Here is a 14,714-nt window from a genome sequence, read left to right as displayed (position 1 = left end):
AGGCAAGACCATGAAGTCTCTCTCCCTCATCAAGGCCGCGTTGCCCTTGGCGCTGGTCTGCGGACCGCTCCTCGCCGATGACGTGGTCGAAATCCACGGTTACATGCGCGCCGGCGTCGGCCGTTCCTCGAACGGCGGCGAACAGGTGTCGTTCTTCATGGCCAACACGGGTGGCGCCCCCACCAACGGCCCCGGCTACCGCCTCGGCAACGAGACCGACAACTACCTCGAGCTGGCCGTCGACGTGAAGGCCTACGAGAAGGGCAACACCACCTTCAAGCTGCACTTCCGCCCCACCTTCCGCCAGTTCTACCAGGTGCGCGACGCCTCGGCCGACGCGGGTGGCAACGTGGATAACAGCAAGGTCGCAACGCCTAACCAGATGGTCTACCTCCGTGAGACCTGGGGCGAGGCCACCGGCATCTTCGGGAACAGTGGCCCCTTCAAGGACGCCTCCATCTGGGCTGGCCGCCGCTTCTACATGCGCCAGGATCTCCACCTGCGGGACCAGTGGTACTGGAACAACAGCGGCGATGGCGTGGGCATCGAGAACATCGACTTCGGCGCCCTCAAGCTGCATTACGCCTACATCCAGCATGACACCGGCAACCTTGGCAGCGACTGGAACAACGGCGCCATCCTGGGTACCGTGAACCCCTACAGTCAGTGGGTGGGCGGCGGCGGCCACACGGTCGTGGGCTCCCATGACCTGCGCGCGTCCGACATCAAGCTTTGGGAAGGCGGCTCGCTGACCTTCGGCGTTCAGTACAACGAAGCCCGCACGAAAACCGGCTTCGAGAACGATGGCAACAAGAACAAGGGCACCCAGTACAACCTGATCCTCAACCAGGCTGGTGTCCTCGGCGGCGATAACCGCGTCTACGCCACCTGGGGCAACGGCTCCACCTACTGGAACTGGTACAACCCCGACGTGAAGACCGAGAACAACTGGTGGCACGTCATGGACATCTTCTACATCAAGCCTATGTCCAACCTCGAGATGCAAGGTGTGGTGCAGTACCGGAAGCAGAACGGCAAGGGCACCATGGAGAGCACGACCAACGCCTGGACCTCTGTGGGCGTCCGCCCTGTCTACTTCTTCACCAAACACTTCAGCGTGGCCTATGAAGTCGGCTTCGACAAACTGAAGTTCGACAACGAGGACGAGGCCCGCAAGCTCCTCAAGAACACCATCGCGCTGCAGTGGAGCCCCCAGGCCTCCTTCTGGAGCCGCCCGGTGATCCGCCTGTTCGCGACCCGCGCGGACTGGAACAAGAACGCCAACAACTGGAACCTGATCGGCGAAGGCCAGTTCGGCACCGCCCTCCAGGGCATGACGTTCGGCGCCCAGGTCGAGGCCTGGTGGTAATGGCTGGCTGACGAAACGGCCCGTCCTCCGGGGCGGGCCGTTTCCTCGCTCCTGACGCAAAGGACCGGATGTGAAGACCTTTCGCCTGATGACGGCCACGGCCTTGTTCGCCTTCCTCCTGGTGGGCGGGGTGGCCTGCGTGGGTCCATCCTCGACCAGTCCCAGCCGCTACCCGGTGGACACGACCACCATTGCGCCTGGGCAGCAGCTGGAGAATGCCCCCGGCTGGTACCGGGACGCGGTGGTCTATCACGTCTGGGTGAAGGCCTTCGCCGATGGTGCCTATCAGGACGGCATCGGCGACCTGCCCGGACTCCAGGGCAAGCTGGACTACCTCCAGTCTTTGGGCGTGAACACCCTCTGGCTGTCGCCGATCTTCGAATGCAGCTACAAGGGCGACAACATGCATGGGTACGACACGACGGACTACTACGCCGTGAACGACCGCTTCGGCACCCGCGCGGATCTCAAGAACCTCCTCGAAGCCGTCCACGGCCGCGGGATGCGGATCCTCTTCGACTTCGTGCCGAACCATACCTCCACGAAGCACCCCTGGTTCACGAACACCGCCACGCGGGACAGCTGGTACATCTGGAGCGCCGGCCAGCCTGCGGGCTGGGGCCTTCCCTGGGGCGGCGGCACCTCGCAGGATGTCTGGAAATCCGGCGCCTCCGGCTACTTCTACACGTCCTTCGCCACGGACACCCTGGCGGACCTGAACTGGTACAACCCGGCCGTCCAGGCGGAGCTGCAGAAGGTCCAGGCCTTCTGGCTGGACCGCGGCTTCGACGGCATGCGGGTGGACGCGGTCCGCTACCTCTGCGAGACCGGCCCCGGCCAGCAGGCCGACCAGCCCGACACCCACACCCGGCTGCAGGCCTTCCGCGCGCTGCTGGACGAGTACGACAGTGGCGACTTCCATCCCCATCCGGGCGGCGACCCGACGAAGCACAGCAGCAAGGCCATGATCGCCGAGGCCTGGACCAACGACGCCTCAGGCGTCACGCCCTACTACGGCAACGGCACGAACGAGTTCCACATGTGCCTGGACTTCAGCGCGCCCTGGGCCGTCTACAACACCATCAGCCGAGGGGATGCCACGCAGCTGACCTCCCTCTGGGAGTACGAGCAGCGCACCTATCCGGCGGGCTACCGCTCGGCCACCTTCGACTCGAACCACGACAACCTGATTTCCCGCCCCGGCACCCAATACGGCGGCGACCGGGGCCGGATCATCCTGGCCGAGGCCCTGAACCTGTTGTCCCCCGGCACGCCCATCCTCTACTACGGCAATGAAGTCGGCATGACCGGCCAGGCGGGTTCGGATATCAACCTCCGCCAGCCCATGGATTGGGCGGCCGTGGCGACCCAGGCAGGCCAGCCCGACTCCATCCTGAGCTGGTGCAAGTACCTCATCCAGGCCCGGAAAACCTACCCGGCCCTGCGCGGCGGCTACGCGACCCTTTCCACCGATGTGGGCACCGGCAAGGCGCTGGCCTACCTGCGCGACGCGGGTACCGAGCGGGTGCTGGTGGTGGCGAACCTCACGGGGGCAGCCCAGACCGTCACCGTCTCCGGGCTGACGACCCTCGGCGTGCCCGCCTCCGGTCCCGTGCGGGCCATCCTGGGCGACCTGAAAGGCATCGGCGCCCTCAGCGGTGACACCTACACCGCCACCAGCCTGCCTCCATTCAGTGTCCGCGTGCTCTATATGGCGGGCACGGCCTTCCAAGGCACCCTCCACGGCGACCTGAACTGACCTTGCTTTCCGGGCCCTGCGGCCCTATCCATCAGGCTCCACCTGTCTCTACCGGGATCCAAATGGCCGACCTCCAGTTCAAATCCCTCCGCAAGTCCTTCGGCGACGTGGAGATCCTCCATGGGATCGATCTCGACATCACGGACGGGGAGTTCGTCGTATTCGTGGGGCCCTCGGGGTGTGGCAAGTCCACGCTCTTGCGCTGCATCGCCGGCCTGGAGGAGATCACCAGCGGCGAGCTCTGCATCGGGGGCCGCCAGGTGAACGAGGTGCCACCGTCCAAGCGCGGCATCGCCATGGTGTTCCAGAGCTACGCCCTCTATCCCCACATGACCGTGGCCGAGAACATGGCCTTTGGTCTGAAGCTCGCGGGGAATTCCAAAGCGGAGACCACCGAGGCCGTCCAGCGGGCGGCCCAGATTCTCCAGATCGAACCCCTGCTCGATCGTCGACCGAAGGAACTGTCGGGGGGACAGCGCCAGCGGGTGGCGATCGGCAGGGCCATTGTGCGGAAGCCCGGGGTGTTCCTCTTTGACGAGCCCCTCTCCAACCTGGATGCCGGCCTGCGAGTGCAGATGCGCGTCGAGTTGGCCCGCCTGCACAAGGACCTGGCCACCACCATGGTCTATGTCACCCACGATCAGGTGGAGGCCATGACCCTGGCCGGGCGCATCGTGGTCATCAACGAGGGCCGCATCGAGCAGGTGGGCACGCCCCTGGAACTCTACCGCCGCCCCGTCAACCACTTCGTGGCCGGCTTCATCGGCTCACCCAAGATGAACTTCCTCCCCTGTTCGCTGGTCTCCGCGACAGACGCGCTGGCTACGGTTCGCCTGGAGGACGGCACAGTGGTCACCGCCCAGGTCGAGGCCCAGGGCCTGGCCGAGGGCACACCGCTCACCCTGGGCATCCGCCCCGAGCGCCTCCTGGCCGAGACGGCCCCCGGCGAAGGCACCGCCAAGACCTCGGTCATCGTGTCCGAGCACCTGGGCGACACCGTCTTCCTGTACGTCCATGCCCCTGGCGGCCAGGGGCAGCTCACCGTGAAAGCCCTCCCCGAGACCACCCTCCGGACGGACGACGAGACCCATCTTCGTTTCCCCGCCAAGCACTGCCACCTGTTCGGCCCGGATGACCGGGCCCTGACCCGCCTCATCTAGCGCTTTCATCCACCCGGACCCTCCGGCCCAACCCAAGGAGACTGTCGTGAGTCATCCATCCACCCTCCGCAAACTGGCGGCCACCACCGCCACCATCCTCGTCGCTGGCGCCCTCACCGTGGCCCAGGCCGCCGAGAAGGGCAAGCTCCTCATCTGGATCAACGGCGACAAGGGCTACAACGGCCTCCAGAAAGTGGGCGACGAGTTCACCAAGAAGACGGGCGTGAAGGTCGTCGTCGAGCATCCCGAGGACGCCCCCGGCAAGTTCCAGGCGGCCGCCGAAGAGGGCAAGGGGCCCGACATCTGGATCTGGGCTCATGACCGCGTGGGCGAGTGGGCCGAGAGCGGCGTCATCAACGCCGTGACCCCCGGCAAGAAGATCAAGGACCAGATCGACGAGAAGGCTTGGCAGGCCTTCACCATCAAGGGCAAAGTGTGGGCCTATCCCGTGGCCATCGAGGCGGTCTCCCTCATCTACAACAAGGCTCTGATCAAGACGCCGCCGAAAACCTTCGAAGAGATCTTCGCCCTCGACAAGAAGCTCGTGGCCCAGGGCAAGAAGGCCATCTTGTGGGACTACACGAACACCTACTTCACCATGCCCATGCTGGCGGCCAATGGCGGCTACGCCTTCAAGATGAACGCCGATGGCACCTATGACCAGAAGGACACGGGCGTGAACAACGCCGGGGCCGTCATCGGCGCCGAATTGCTCACGAGGATGGTGAAGGAGGGCGTGATGCCCAAGGGCGCCACCTATGCCGAGATGGAAGCCCAGATGGCCCAGGGCAAGCTCGCCATGATGATCAGCGGCCCCTGGGCCTGGGACAACCTCAAGAAGGCCAAGATCAACTTCGGCGTGGCCAAGCTCCCCAGCGTGGCCGGCAAGCCCGCCAAGCCGTTCGTGGGCTACATGGGCGCCATGATCACCAAGGCCGCCTCCTCGGCTGGGAACGTGGACATCGCCCGCGAGTTCATCGAGAACAACATGCTGACCCTGAAGGGGCTCGAGACCATCAACGCCGACGTGGCCATCGGCGCGCCCGCCAACAAGGCCGCCTACGCCAAGATGAAGAGCGATCCCTTCATCCAGGTCTCCATGGCCAGCGCCAACGATGGCGTCGTCATGCCAAACAACCCCCGCATGGGCCGCTTCTGGGCCGCCATGGTCTCCGCACTGAACAACATGACCGAAGGCCGTCAGGCTCCGAAGGAGGCCCTGGACGCCGCGGCCAAGCGGATCCTCAAGTAGCCATTCCTCCGGGCGCGGGGCGGGCCTCCGGGCCCACCCCGCCGCCAGGGTCTTCCTTCCGATCTGGATCCACCCATGCCCATGCCGCCGGTCCTCAAACGCCTTCTGCCGCCCATCCTGATGCTCCTCCTGGGGCTGGCCGGGCTGTACGCCGTCACCCTGGTCTACGCCACCGGCGAGACCCTCCTGGCGGGCATGATGCTGGTGACCCTGGCCTGCTTCGTGTGGATCTACACCTCCAAGAAGACCTACGCGTACCGCTACCTCTACCCCGGCATCGGCGCGGCGCTGATCTTCGTGGTCTTTCCGATGCTCTACACCATCCGCATCGGCTTCACGAACTACAGCTCCACGAACCTCCTCACCTTCAAGCGGGCCACCCAGTATCTGCTGGAGGAGACCTACCGGTCCGACGGCGCCACCTACACCTCCGAGCTTCATGCCGACGGCAACCGCTGGCGGTTCCGCCTGGAGGATGCTGATAGCGGCGCCGCCTTCGTGACGGAACCCCTCTCCCTCGGTGCCGAGGGGACGCACCTCACCCTGAAGGCCCAGCCCGCCACCGGGCCGCTGCCGGGCGACGAAATGCCCATCAGGGACCTGATCGATCAGCAGCCCTTCCTCAAGGGCATCACCGTGATCATGCCCGATGGCGGCCACGTGCGCATGACGGGCCTGCGGGAGTTTGCCCCCAGTCTGCCCCAGTTCACGCGCAACGCCGATGGAAGCCTCACGAACAACCAGGACCACAGCGTCATCCGGCCCAACTTCAAGACCGGCTTCTACGAGACCGCTGACGGCGAGCAGGTGACGCCAGGCTTCCAGGCGGACATCGGCTGGAAGAACTACGTCGACATCTTCACGGACACCACCCTGCGCGAGCCCCTCGTGCGGATCTTCGTCTGGACCCTTGTCTTCTCCACCCTCACCGTGGTGTTCTGCACCGCGCTCGGCATGGTCCTGGCCGTGCTGCTGAGCTGGGAGAACCTGAAGTTCCGGGGCGCGTACCGGCTGCTGCTCTTCATGCCCTACGCGGTGCCGGGCTTCATCTCCATCCTCGTGTTCAAGGGGCTGTTCAACAACAATTTCGGTGAGATCAACCTGGTGCTCAGTGCCCTTTTCGGCATCAAGCCCACCTGGTTCTCGGATCCCTTCCTGGCCAAGTCGATGATCCTCATCGTCAACACCTGGCTGGGCTTTCCCTACATGATGGTGGTCTGCATGGGCCTCATCAAGGCGATCCCCCAGGACCTCTACGAGGCGTCGGCGGTGGCGGGGGCCGGGCCGATCACCAACTTCTTCAGGATCACGATGCCGCTGATCCTCAAGCCCCTGACGCCGCTGCTCATCTCCTCCTTCGCCTTCAACTTCAACAACTTCGTGCTCATCAACCTCCTGACGGGAGGATTGCCGGACTTCCTCAATACCTCCACACCGGCGGGCACGACGGACATTCTCGTGTCCTACACCTACCGCATGGCCTTCCAGGACTCGGGACAGAAGTTCGGCTTGGGCGCGGCCATCTCGACGGTGGTGTTCCTGATGGTCGCCGCGATCTCGATGATCCAGATCCGGTCCACCCGCATCGCCGAAGACAGCAAGCGCTGAAAGGAGACGCCATGGCCATTGTCATCGACAAGTCCCAGCGCTGGCGCGTCATCGCCGCCCACGTGTTCCTGATCTGCCTCTGTGCTCTCGTCCTCTTCCCGCTGCTGATGGTGGTCTCCATCTCCCTCCGCCCAGGGAATTTCGCCTCGGGGAGCCTGATCCCCACGACCATCAGCCTCGAACATTGGCGCTTTGCCCTGGGTATGCCGGTGACCAACGCCGATGGGCGCGTGATCATCCCGGACCTGCCCGTGCTGCGCTGGCTGTGGAACTCGGTGAAGGTGGCCCTCCTGTCGGCCAGCACGGCCGTCCTGCTCTCGACGACGGCCGCCTATGCCTTCGCCCGCATGAAGTTCGCCGGGAAGAAGGCCTCGCTCGTGGGTCTGATGCTGATGCAGATGTTCCCCACGATCCTGGCGCTCATCGCCATCCACTCGATCTTCTCGCGCCTCGGGCACAGCTTCCCCTTGGTCGGGATCGATAGCCCCTGGGCCCTGGTCCTGGCCTACTCGGGCGGCATCGCCCTGCACATCTGGACGATCAAGGGCTTCTACGAAACCATCCCCGCCGAGATCGAAGAAGCCGCCACCGTGGACGGCGCCACGCCCTGGCAGGCCTTCTGGCGGGTGCTTCTCCCCATGGCCCTGCCCATCATCATGGTCATCTTCCTGCTGGCCTTCATCGGCGCGGTGAATGAGTACCCCGTGGCCTCTGTTCTGCTGCGCAGCCAGGACAAGCTCACCATGGCCGCGGGCATGAAGCAGTTCCTCTACCAGCAGAAATACCTCTGGGGCGATTTCGCGGCCGCGGCCATCCTTTCCGGCCTGCCCATCGCCGTTGTCTTCATCCTCGTCCAGCGCTGGATGATCTCCGGCCTCACCGCCGGGGCCAACAAGGGCTGAACCCCTCTTTTCCAACCCGAGGGCCATGGCCCTCCCTTCCCCAAGGAGTCACGCATGAGCCTCCGCACGTCCTTCCTCAAGGCGATCGCTGTGGTCGCCCTGATCATCAGCCCCGCCCTGGCCACCCCGCCCGAGGGCAAGATCGAGATCAACTACCACCGTTGCGACGGCAAGTACGAGAAATGGGGCGTGCACCTCTGGAAGAGCCCCAACATGCCGCTGCCCGACATCGAGTGGCCCAACCCCATGATGCCCACCGGCAAGACCGACTTCGGGGTGTATTGGTGGGCGGATCTATCCGAGTTCAACACGGGCTCCAAGGCCCAGGTGAACTACATCATCCACAAGGGCGACATCAAGGAGCAGGGCGCCAAGGACATGGCCTTCGATGGCCATGCCCACAAGGCGATCTGGGTGGTCAACGGCGACCGCACCATCTACTTCTCCAAGGAAGAGGCCCTGAAGGATCACGTCTGCAAGAAGTAGGCAAAGCATGACCCGGTGCCAGGGTCGGGCCGAGCCCGGCCCTGGCTCCCCTTGAACCTTGAAGAGACTCCCATGACCCCGCTGCGCCCCGCCTCCGCCCTTCGCATCCTCCTTCTGGCTGCGGTCCTCACCTCGCCCTGGCAACCCATCCGGGCCCAGGCGCCGGTGGCCGTTCCCGGCACCTTCGCCGAGAATCCCATCGTCTACTTCGTGATGACGGACCGCTTCGTCAACGGGGACCCCACCAACGACCACGCCTACGGCCGCCAGCGGGAGATGAATCCCAAGGACGACGTGGGCACCTGGCACGGGGGCGACTTCAAGGGGCTCACCCAGAAGCTCAAGGCGGGCTGGTTCAAGGAACTGGGCGTGAATGCCCTGTGGATCACCGCGCCCTACGAGCAGATCCACGGCTGGGTCCAGGGCGGTCAGAAGGAGTTCAAGCATTACGGGTACCACGGCTACTGGGCCCTGGACTACACGGTGCTGGACAAGAACCTGGGCACTGCCGCGGACCTCCGCGAGCTGGTGGACACGGCCCACGCCCAGGGCATCCGCATCCTCTTCGACGTGGTGATGAACCACCCCGGCTACCTCGACATTCAGACGGCCAAGGACCTGAAGGTGGACGTCTTGTGGCCGGACTGGGAGAAGGATCCGAACCTGCTGAGGAACTACCACAACTACATCGACTACAACTCCTTCAAGTTCGGCGACTGGTGGGGCCGCCCCTGGGTGCGCGCCGGGCTGCCGGGCTACATCGATGGCGGGCGCAACGACCTCACCATGCAGCTGGCCTTCCTGCCCGACTTCCGCACGGAGAGCACCGAGGCCGTGAAGCTGCCGAAGTTCCTGAAGGAGAAGGCGGACACCAAGGCCGTGGACCTCCCCAACACCACCGTGCGCGGCTACCTCATCAAGTGGCTCACGGACTGGGTGCGCGAGTACGGCGTCGACGGCTTCCGCTGCGACACCGTGAAGCACGTGGAGCCGGAGGCCTGGGCCGCCCTCAAGGCCGAGGCCGTGAAGGCCTTGGCGGAGTTCAAGGCCAAGAATCCCACCCGCAAGATCGACGACGCCCCCTTTTGGATGGTGGGCGAGTTCTGGGGCGCCGGGCCCGAGAAGCACAAGATGACGGGCTTCGGCTTCGACGCCATGATCAACTTCGACTTCCAGCAGCAGGATGACGCCTTCGTTAAGCCCGAGAAGCTCTTCCGGAGCTACGCCCAGGCCCAGGCCGGCAAGCCCGTCCACATGCTGAACTACCTCTCGTCCCACGACACGGAGCTGTTCGACCGCAGCAAGCTCATCGAGGGCGGCACCGCCCTCCTGCTGGCCCCCGGCGGCGTGCAGATCTTCTACGGCGACGAGACTGCCCGGCCCGAGGGGCCCATGCCCCGCACGGACAAGCAGCAGGCCACCCGCTCTGATATGAACTGGGCCAAGGTGGATGCGAAGGTCCTCGCCCACTGGCGCAAGCTCGGCACCTTCCGTGCCCGCCACCGGGCCCTGGCCACCGGAGAGCACAAGCAGCTGGGTGACGCCCCCTACACCTTCAGCCGCATCGAGGCCACCAGCGGCGACCGCGTGGTGGTGGCCCTGGGCGCCCAGGGCCAGGTGAGCCTCCCCGTGGCCGGCGTCTTCGCCGACGGCGAGACCCTACGCGACGCCTACACCGGCCGCACCGCCACCGTGGCAGGTGGGAAGGTCGCCCTCCAGGCGGAGGGAACCGTCCTGCTCGAGCGCGTCCAGGTCCGCTGAGATTGGCATCCGCGCCACCCAGTGCGGATGGCGCGCTGAATACGGCATGAATCGAGATCGAAGGAGTGTGCATGACCACCAAGAAGCTGCCAAGGGTCGCGTATTTCTGCATGGAATACGCCCTCGAGAGCGCGTTCAAGATCTACTCCGGCGGCCTGGGCATCCTCGCCGGCGACTACCTGAAGGGCGTGAAGGACCACGGCTACCCCATGGTGGGCATTGGCATCCGGTGGAAGCAGGGCTACGGCGAGCAGATGGTGGATCCGGCCACGGGCAAGGTCTACGACGCCTACAAGAACGCCAGCCACGAGTTCCTGGAGGACACCGGCGTCACCGTCGAGGTGGAGATCAAGGCCCGGCCGGTGAAGATCAAGGTCTGGCGCGTGAACAGCTATGGCGTGGATTCCCTCTACCTGCTGGACACCGACCTCGAGGAGAACGACGGCGAGGCCCGGTGGATCACGGGCCAGCTCTACGGCTGGTTCGGCGAGGAGCGCGTGGCCCAGGAGATGGTGCTGGGCATCGGCGGCGTGCGCGCCCTCCAGGCCCTGCGCATCAGGCCCGACGTCTACCACTTCAACGAGGGCCACGCCCTGTTCGCGGGCTTCGAGCTGATGCACCAGCGCATGGTCAAGGGCGCCACCTTCGAGGCCGCCTGGGCCAAGACCCGGGACGAGGTCGTCTTCACCACCCACACGCCCATCCTGCAGGGCAACGAGTCCCATCCCATCGACCGCTTCCTCTACATGGGCGCCAACCTCGGGATGACGAAGGCCCAGCTCAAGCAGCTCGGCGGCAGCCCCTTCAGCATGACCGTGGGGGCACTGCGCCTGTCCCGCATCTCCAACGCCGTGGCCGACCTGCACCGGGTCACCTCCAACAAGATGTGGAAGCACATCGAGGGACGCAGCGAGATCATCGGCATCACCAATGCCATCCACCGCCCCACCTGGGTGGACGCCCGGATGCTGGAGCTCGGCGCCGCCTATGACGGCACGAAGAAGGCCAAGGACGCGCTCTGGAAGGCCCACCTGGACAACAAGAAGAAGCTGATCGCCTTCGTGGAGGCCCGCACGGGCGTGAAGCTCGATGCGGACACGCTGCTCATCGGTTTCTCCCGCCGCGCCGCGCCCTACAAGCGCTCCAACTTCATCTTCACCGACCGGAAGTTCATCGAGCCCCTCCTCAACAGCGGCCGGCTCCAGATCGTCTTCTCCGGCAAGGCCCATCCCCTGGACGACAACGGGAAGCACATCGTCGAAAACATCCTGGAGATGGCCCGGAAATACCCCGGGAGCGTCGTATTCCTGGAGAACTACGACATGGAGATCGGCCGCATGCTCACCCGCGGCTCCGACGTGTGGCTCAACAACCCGCGCCGGCCCAAGGAGGCCTCCGGCACCTCCGGCATGAAGGCGGCCATGAACGGCGTCCTGAACCTCTCCATCCTCGACGGCTGGTGGCCCGAGGCCTGCCAGCACGGCGTGAACGGCTGGCAGTTCGGCGACGGCTTCGAGAGCGAGGACGAGGCCGTGCTGGACAAGCACGACTTCAAGGCCTTTAAGAAGGTGCTCGCCGACGAGGTGCTGCCCGCCTACTATGACCGGCGTGACGCCTGGGTGGACATGATGGTGGCCTCCATCCAGAGCACTCGGCACGCCTTCGGAGTCGAACGGATGCTCCAGGAGTACTACGACCGGATGTACAAGCGTCCCACCCGCTAGGGGGGCGGCCCCGCCCGCAGGAGATCCCATGCCCCGCATCTTGCCGTTCTTCCTGGCCGCCAGCCTGACCCTTCTCTTCGCCTGCGGGGGCGGCGGCGGGGGAGGCGGCGGCTCGACCACCCCCAGCCCCACCCCGGGCAGTCTCGATGCGGACTCGAACGCCACGCCGCCGCCGGACGCCTCGTACTTCAAGGTTCCCAGCACCGCCCTGGGGCCGGTGTTCGGCACTGGCACGGTGACGTTCAACTACTGGAACGCCAACGCCAGCACTGTCGCGCTGTGTCTCTACGCCCATTGGAACGACGCCCTGAACGCGCCGGCCGCTACGGTGGCCATGACCCGCGGATCCGGCGGCGTCTGGAGCACCGGCGCCATCGCGCTTCCCGCCCAGAGCTTCTACGTCTTCAAGGTGGGCGGCGAGTACGTGCTGGATCCCTACGCCAAGTCCATGGCCCAGTGGGTCCGCACGCCCAGCGCCTCCATCCCGGGTGACAGCATCGGCAAGGGGGCCATCGTGGATCCCACGGCCATCGCCCCCGATGGCGGCTGGGCGCCCTACGCCGGATCCTCCTACTACTTCGACGGATCGGCCATGAAGGGCCCGGATGGCGCGACGGCGGCCCCCTACGCCTACGCCTCGAACCGGGACGCGATCATCTACGAGGCCGGCGTGCGCGACCTCACGGTGGATCCCAACCTCAGCGGCTTCGCCGCGGGGCACACCTGGGGCACCTTCAAGGGCCTGGTGGACCTGCTGCCCCACATCCAGAAGCTGGGCGTCACCCATGTGCAGCTGCTCTGCCCCCTGGAGAACTACACCTACGACCAGACCAAGGTCGGCACCCGGGAGCTGGACATCACCAAGACCTCCGGCGCCAACTACAACTGGGGCTACGACCCCCAGAACTACTTCACGCCCACCGGCATGTACTCGGCGGCGCCGGCCAGCCCCACGGCCCGCGTCAATGAGCTGAAGACCCTCATCAACGAGATCCACAAGCAGGGCATGGGCGTCGTGCTGGACGTGGTCTACAACCACACCGCCAACAACGCCGTGCTGGGCGATTCGGGCATCCAGGGCTACTACTACCGCAGCACCAGCCGGAACGGCGCAGGCAGCCAGGATGTGCGCTCCGAGGCCAAGATGGTGCGGAAGCTCATCGTGGACTCCATCGCCTACTGGGTGCGCGAGTACAAGGTGGACGGCTTCCGCTTCGACCTCATGGGCGTGCTGGACACCCAGACCGTGAAGGCCGCCTACGGTGCCGCCACGTCCTACAACCCGAAGACCCTCTTCATCGGGGAGGGCTGGAATGGCTACTACAGCGGGCCCGGCACGGACTACAACGGCAATGCCACCTCCGGCGCGGACCAGGGCAACTCGGCCCAGTTCCTCGGCCAGAACGTCGCCATGTTCTCCGACAGTTACCGCCAGGTGTTCAAGAACGGCTACCCCAATGACGGCCAGCCCGCTTTCCTCACGGGCGTCTCCCAGTCCGTGGCGACCCTGTTCTCCAACATCGCCGGCGTGCCCACCAACACCAACCCCGCCTTTGCGCCGGGCTCCACGAGCAACGTGGCCAGCTACCTCACCTGCCACGACAACCTCTGCCTCTACGACGTGCTGGCCATGGCCACCGCCGCGCCGAAGACCACAGCGGGCGATGCGGTCCTCCTCAAGCGGGCCCGGGTGGGCTACGCCGCGCTGCTGACCTCCCAGGGGGTGGCCTTCCTCCACGCCGGGGACGAGATGTTCCGCACGAAGGAGACCACCGGGATGTACGCCAACACCAAGTCGAACGGTGGCCGGTACTTTGTCGACAACTCCTACAACGCCTCCGACGCCATCAACCTGGTGGCCTGGGCCCGGGTGTACACCAGCGGCAATCCCCTGGCGGGCGGCTTCACCAACTACGACACCACCCAGAACGGCTACCAGCTCTACCGCTACGTCCAGGGGCTCATCGCCCTCCGCAAGAGCAGCAACGCCTTCCGCCTGCCCGATGCGGTGCGGGCCGCCAGCCTGACCAGCCTGCCGGCCGCGGGCGCCGGCAGCAGCGCCCTGGCCTTCGGCTACAAGGCCGTGTCCACGGATGGCACGGGCACCTGGTACGTCTTCCACAACGCCGACACCACCGCGAAGACCTTCTCGGCGGACATCGACCTCACCACGGCCACCCTGGTCGCCGATGGCGCCGCGGCCGGAACCGCGGCGATCACCGTCCCCACCGGCGTGGCCGTCACCGGCTCCTCGGTGACGTTGGATCCGCTGACCTCCGCCATCTTCAGAAAATAGTTTTGTACGACGCCTTCAAAAGATAATGAACACCACCAAGACACCAAGAAAGCCACGATCACCTGCTGTTGCGATTCTTGATGGCCTTGGTGGTGAGGTGTGCTGTTTTTCCGTTCTTCGCGACATGGTGTGATGAACTGATTTCTTTGCCACCGATTCCGGTGATTTCAGTGATGAAAAAGGATTGACCCTGTCCCGAGGCAGCATGGGTTCCATGGGGGGAGTCAGGACCGCGCCCTCTTTAGGATGCGCGGCCCTGGCGTCCCCCAAGACTTCCGGCGGAGCCGGAAGCGGCCTGCGGCCGGCCCATGCGGGAAGCATCCGAGGCGTCATCACCGCAATCACTGAAATCGGTGGCGAAAAGATCTCGTTCTTTTACGGAAGGGCGAGGCGAGCG

General features: G+C 65.3%; 10 protein-coding genes. All 10 read left to right on the top strand.

What is annotated here, in order from left to right:
- The first annotated feature begins 10 nt into the window (after positions 1-10).
- The gene (locus NOV74_RS14500) at positions 11-1,369 is read left to right on the top strand and encodes a maltoporin (protein ID WP_257313950.1); all 1,359 of its coding nucleotides are present in this window, start codon (positions 11-13) and stop codon (positions 1,367-1,369) included.
- A gap of 70 nt (positions 1,370-1,439) precedes the next feature.
- Positions 1,440-3,128, top strand: coding sequence for an alpha-amylase family glycosyl hydrolase (locus tag NOV74_RS14495; RefSeq protein ID WP_257313948.1), 1,689 nt, complete (start codon positions 1,440-1,442; stop codon positions 3,126-3,128).
- A 62-nt stretch (positions 3,129-3,190) separates the two neighbouring features.
- Positions 3,191-4,288: an ABC transporter ATP-binding protein gene (locus tag NOV74_RS14490; protein ID WP_257313945.1), complete on the top strand. Its 1,098-nt coding sequence runs from the start codon at positions 3,191-3,193 to the stop codon at positions 4,286-4,288.
- Between the two features lie 46 nt (positions 4,289-4,334).
- Positions 4,335-5,540 carry a maltose/maltodextrin ABC transporter substrate-binding protein MalE gene (gene malE / locus NOV74_RS14485; protein WP_257313944.1) on the top strand — a complete coding sequence of 402 codons (1,206 nt, stop codon included), beginning with the start codon at positions 4,335-4,337 and terminating at the stop codon, positions 5,538-5,540.
- Between the two features lie 81 nt (positions 5,541-5,621).
- Positions 5,622-7,148, top strand: a complete 1,527-nt coding sequence (gene malF / locus NOV74_RS14480) for a maltose ABC transporter permease MalF (protein WP_371748463.1) — start codon at positions 5,622-5,624, stop codon at positions 7,146-7,148.
- Positions 7,149-7,159: 11 nt separating this feature from the next.
- The gene (gene malG, locus NOV74_RS14475; RefSeq protein WP_257313939.1) at positions 7,160-8,050 is read left to right on the top strand and encodes a maltose ABC transporter permease MalG; all 891 of its coding nucleotides are present in this window, start codon (positions 7,160-7,162) and stop codon (positions 8,048-8,050) included.
- 54 nt (positions 8,051-8,104) lie between these two features.
- Positions 8,105-8,536: a pullulanase-associated domain-containing protein gene (locus NOV74_RS14470; protein ID WP_257313936.1), complete on the top strand. Its 432-nt coding sequence runs from the start codon at positions 8,105-8,107 to the stop codon at positions 8,534-8,536.
- Between the two features lie 72 nt (positions 8,537-8,608).
- Complete coding sequence (locus NOV74_RS14465) at positions 8,609-10,297, top strand: alpha-amylase family glycosyl hydrolase (protein WP_257313934.1); 1,689 nt, start codon at positions 8,609-8,611, stop codon at positions 10,295-10,297.
- Positions 10,298-10,368: 71 nt separating this feature from the next.
- Positions 10,369-12,021: an alpha-glucan family phosphorylase gene (gene glgP / locus NOV74_RS14460; protein ID WP_257313929.1), complete on the top strand. Its 1,653-nt coding sequence runs from the start codon at positions 10,369-10,371 to the stop codon at positions 12,019-12,021.
- A 28-nt stretch (positions 12,022-12,049) separates the two neighbouring features.
- Complete coding sequence (locus NOV74_RS14455) at positions 12,050-14,317, top strand: alpha-amylase family glycosyl hydrolase (protein WP_257313927.1); 2,268 nt, start codon at positions 12,050-12,052, stop codon at positions 14,315-14,317.
- Positions 14,318-14,714 lie beyond the last annotated feature (397 nt).

Origin of the sequence: Geothrix fuzhouensis (genome assembly GCF_024609325.1) — a bacterium.
Classification (GTDB): domain Bacteria; phylum Acidobacteriota; class Holophagae; order Holophagales; family Holophagaceae; genus Geothrix; species Geothrix fuzhouensis.
This window is presented reverse-complemented; position numbering and strand designations above follow the sequence as displayed.

What these genes read in the sequence shown, in the direction of transcription:
- NOV74_RS14470 (WP_257313936.1), top strand. Translation starts at nt 8,105, where the DNA reads ATGAGCCTCCGCACGTCCTTCCTCAAGGCGATCGCTGTGGTCGCCCTG.
- malG (WP_257313939.1), top strand. Translation starts at nt 7,160, where the DNA reads ATGGCCATTGTCATCGACAAGTCCCAGCGCTGGCGCGTCATCGCCGCC.
- NOV74_RS14465 (WP_257313934.1), top strand. Translation starts at nt 8,609, where the DNA reads ATGACCCCGCTGCGCCCCGCCTCCGCCCTTCGCATCCTCCTTCTGGCT.
- glgP (WP_257313929.1), top strand. Translation starts at nt 10,369, where the DNA reads ATGACCACCAAGAAGCTGCCAAGGGTCGCGTATTTCTGCATGGAATAC.
- NOV74_RS14455 (WP_257313927.1), top strand. Translation starts at nt 12,050, where the DNA reads ATGCCCCGCATCTTGCCGTTCTTCCTGGCCGCCAGCCTGACCCTTCTC.
- NOV74_RS14490 (WP_257313945.1), top strand. Translation starts at nt 3,191, where the DNA reads ATGGCCGACCTCCAGTTCAAATCCCTCCGCAAGTCCTTCGGCGACGTG.
- malF (WP_371748463.1), top strand. Translation starts at nt 5,622, where the DNA reads ATGCCGCCGGTCCTCAAACGCCTTCTGCCGCCCATCCTGATGCTCCTC.
- NOV74_RS14500 (WP_257313950.1), top strand. Translation starts at nt 11, where the DNA reads ATGAAGTCTCTCTCCCTCATCAAGGCCGCGTTGCCCTTGGCGCTGGTC.